This window comes from Brachyspira catarrhinii, assembly GCF_005518285.1.
GTDB lineage: Bacteria > Spirochaetota > Brachyspiria > Brachyspirales > Brachyspiraceae > Brachyspira > Brachyspira catarrhinii.
This window is the reverse complement of the sequence record NZ_SJDU01000229.1, coordinates 1-3835: the sequence shown is the minus strand read 5'-3', so window position 1 is coordinate 3835 and position 3835 is coordinate 1. Positions and strand designations below refer to the sequence as shown.

Genomic DNA, 3835 nt, shown 5'->3' with positions numbered 1-3835 from the left:
TTTATACAGAAAAAAAATGACGGTTAGAGAAGACGGAAAGGAAGCCTTAACATATATTAAAGTTTTAAGAATATTCAAAAATCATAATCTTTTATATGATAAAGCAAACCGTTTACCAAAGTTCCGCTCGTCTCTGATGCCGAACAATGAACGCTCATATTCGCAGGTTTATTTATTACGATTAAATATTTATCTTCGTATATTATATTTAATGGAATATTTTCGGGTTTAGGTTCTTCTTCAAAATATTCTTTAGTAATTTTATTTTCTATAATTACAATGTCGTTTAATTTTAAGGAATAAGATAATTTTTTAGGTTGTCCGTTTACTATTATTGAATTCAAATAATTTTTTACTTGAGAACGAGTTATATTAAGTTTTTCGCTTAAAAAAATATCGAGTCTTTTATTTGCATCCTCTTTATTTTCTATTTTAAAAAAACTTTCATTATTATTTGACATGCTTATAAAGATTGATTTTCGTTTTTTTAATCGTCTTCTTCTTTAACCTCAACCGCTTTTTTAATAGCTTCTTTAATCTTTTCGGTTTCGGATTTCTTTTCAAAATCTTCTTTAAAGAAAAATACTCCAATCGCTATAACGGCAATTCCTATAGTAATCGAAGCGTCCGCAATATTATAATGATAAGGAAATCGAATCGTTTCGTTAAATCCCATACTTATAAAATCGGTGACATATCCGTGCATAATTCTATCGACCAAATTGCCGAGCGCTCCTCCCAATATCATAGTGAAACCTATCATTGATAATTTTTGTTTTTTAGGATTAATCGAAATCATAATAAAAAATATTAAAACCATAGCGACAGCGACAATAATTTTCAAAAGATGAGGCATAATATTTTTAACGGTTTCGGGCAAATTATTCAAAAATCCGAAAGCGACTCCGTAATTTTCCGTATATGCGAAAACCAAAATATCTCCTATGATTTTTTTTATATATATAGGTTGTAAAAATTTATCCACAAAATATTTTGAAACCATATCCGCAATAAATATTAATACGGAAATTAAAAAATATATTTTCTTCGCTTTTATTTCTGTTAATATTTTTTTCATCGTAATTCTGCCGTTTTATAAATTATTTAATTTAATTAGATTAATTAGATTTAATAATAATCGATATTAACAAAAATTACAAGACGCAAGTAATATCATAGATTTTTATTATAATATTCTATTATTAATATTAAAATAATTAATTTGACTTTTATCGTATTCGGTTGTAAAATAATTAAAGAATTGATATTGTAGTGGCAATATTAATACCAAAATCTCATTTTATAGTAAAAGGAGAAGAATTGTGAAACTCCCAAAAGTCAATGATTTAGGCTTTTTCGAGATACGTCTCGAAAGTATAGGCGGAATGGGCGCGAACAGCGCGGGAAAAATGCTTGCAGATGTAGGCGTTTTATCTCAAGGCTATAACGGCGCCGCATTCTCAAGTTACGGTTCCGAAAAGAAAGGTTCGCCCGTTAAATCTTTCGTTAGATTTGCGGATTCGGAAACTGCGGTTAGAGTCAATTCTACCGTTGAAGAACCTCATGTAGTCGCGGTTTTCCATATGAATCTTTTGAAAAACCCGATGACATTAATGGGCGTTAAAGATGACGCGATAGTTATTTTTAACACCAACATGTCTCCAAAAGAAGCGAGAGATTTCGCTAAACTTCATGGAGGAAAAGTAGTTTGTGTGGACGCTATCAAAATTGCGGGCGATTTGCATCTTCCTTCGCAAGCCGCCAACACCATTATTATGGGCGCTATGATTAAACAGCTTCCGTTCATAGAAAAAGAACTGTTTGAAAAGCAAATTAGAAAACAGTTTGACGGAAAAAAGCCCGAATTGGTAGAGCCGAATATAGAGGCGTTTAGAAGAGGATATGACGATTCTATAGAAGAAATGTTCGCTCCCGAAGACAAATACCCTTATATTCCTTACAAAAAACCAGAACCCGTTTACGGAAAAAACAATCAGTTAACGGGCGGTTATATCAACGCGGCGGGAAACAGCACTTTGAAAGATTTGCAAGTTACAAGAACGGGCAAAATTCCCGTATTCAATCCCGCAAATTGTATAGACTGCGCTCAATGCGAATCGGTATGTCCAGATTTATGCATAGTATGGGAAAGAGGTCCCGACAGGAAGAAACCCGAAGTAACCGCTATGAATATGATGGGCATAGACTATCAATACTGTAAAGGTTGTTTAAAATGCGTTAGAGCTTGTCCTAAAGGTCCTTATGCTCCTAAACCTTTGGAGAAAGACCAGCAGGCTTTAAGAATCGAATTGGAAGTAGATTTCGATGTGGATAAATTAACCTACAGTCGTTATAAGAAAAATAAATAAGGAGCGTATAAATGGCTAATAAATACAAACTTGCCGAACAAGAAAATATACTTGAAAGCGGTAACGAGCTTGCGGCTATAGCGGCGGCTCAAATCAATTATCATGTAATGGGTTATTACCCAATAACGCCTTCCACTCAAATAGCGGAATATTTGGACGAAATGAAGGCTAACGGACGCCACACGGTATGTATGATACCGGGAGACGGAGAGCATGGAGCGGCTGGTATTTGCTACGGAGCTACCACGGCGGGAGGACGAGTATTCAATGCTACGAGCGCTAACGGACTCCTATTTGCAATGGAACAGCTTCCAGTTCAATCTGGAACTCGATTCCCAATGGTATTGAATGTGGTAAACAGAACGGTTTCTGGACCTTTGGATATTAAATGCGACCAATCGGATATAATGATGGCGCTTAATACGGGATGGGTTATAATAATGGCTCATACCACTCAAATGGTTTACGATTTCAATATTTTGGCTTTGAAAATTGCCGAAAGAGCTAAACTTCCAATAATAGTTTCTTCGGACGGATTCTTTACTTCTCACCAAAAGAAGAAAGTTCAATTATTCAAAAACGATGGCGATGTTCAAAACTTTTTAGGAAAATATAATCCAGAAGTTACATCTATCGAACCTACTAAAAATCCCGTTACAATCGGACCTTATATGAACGAAGATGAACTTACGGGAAGCAAATTGCAACTCTCTCAAGCTTTAGAAGACTCTCGCCCAATAATACTCGATGTATTCGAAGAATTCGCTCAATTATCTGGCAGAAAATACGAGCCGATAGAAACTTATAAAATGGATAATGTCGATGTGGCTTTGATGGTTTGCGGAAGCGCTTACGAAACGGCGACTTTGGCGGTAGACGAACTTACAAAAGAAAATCCTAAACTCAAAATAGGAGCTTTTGCTATATCTCAAATTCGTCCTTTCCCCGAAAAAGAACTTCAAAAATTGCTTGCAAATGTTAAAGTTGTGGTTGTGGGCGACAGACAAGACACTTATTCTGGCATGGGCGGAAATATGTCTACGGAAATAAGAGCGGCTTTGAAAAACGACCCTAATAATAAAACTACGGTGGTAAGTAGAACATACGGACTCGGCGGAACGGAATTCCCATTGGATAGCGCTAAAAAACTATTCCAAGTCGGCATTGACGAACTTGCAAAAGCTGGAAGCGTTAAAAGACATGATTATTTGGAACAATATATGGGACATGCTGGCGTTGAAATGAAACCTATTCATGAGCCTCTAACGATAGAAAGTCAAAAATCTGGAATAACCGTGACGATGAACGAACAGACTAAAAAGCTCGATGTTAAAGTTCCTCCTTTGAGAGAATTGACGGGTAAAGCATATCGTTACGCTCAAGGACATGGCGCTTGTAACGGCTGCGGTATATTCTCTGGAATAAATACTTTCATGAAAGGCATAGAAGGTTGAGTGTGCTTTTGG

3 protein-coding genes and 1 pseudogene are annotated in these 3835 nt (G+C 35.8%); 2 read left to right on the top strand and 2 right to left on the bottom strand.

The genetic code is table 11. The annotated features are described in order from the left end of the window. Nucleotides 1-77: 77 nt before the first annotated feature. Together EZH24_RS08530 and lspA are read right to left on the bottom strand one after the other, a co-directional pair. Nucleotides 78-461 (bottom strand): annotated as a pseudogene (locus tag EZH24_RS08530) (RluA family pseudouridine synthase); the annotation flags it as partial. A 26-nt stretch (nucleotides 462-487) separates the two neighbouring features. Beyond that, complete coding sequence (lspA, locus tag EZH24_RS08525; protein WP_137998743.1) at nucleotides 488-1078, bottom strand: signal peptidase II; 591 nt, start codon at nucleotides 1076-1078, stop codon at nucleotides 488-490. Nucleotides 1079-1322: 244 nt separating this feature from the next. Between lspA and EZH24_RS08520 the strand changes: the two genes are divergently transcribed. Then, the gene (locus EZH24_RS08520; protein ID WP_137998742.1) at nucleotides 1323-2369 is read left to right on the top strand and encodes a 2-oxoacid:acceptor oxidoreductase family protein; all 1047 of its coding nucleotides are present in this window, start codon (nucleotides 1323-1325) and stop codon (nucleotides 2367-2369) included. Nucleotides 2370-2380: 11 nt separating this feature from the next. Further along, a complete protein-coding gene (locus EZH24_RS08515; RefSeq protein WP_236847130.1) occupies nucleotides 2381-3823 on the top strand; it encodes a hypothetical protein in 1443 nt (480 codons plus the stop codon). Nucleotides 3824-3835: the final 12 nt, after the last annotated feature.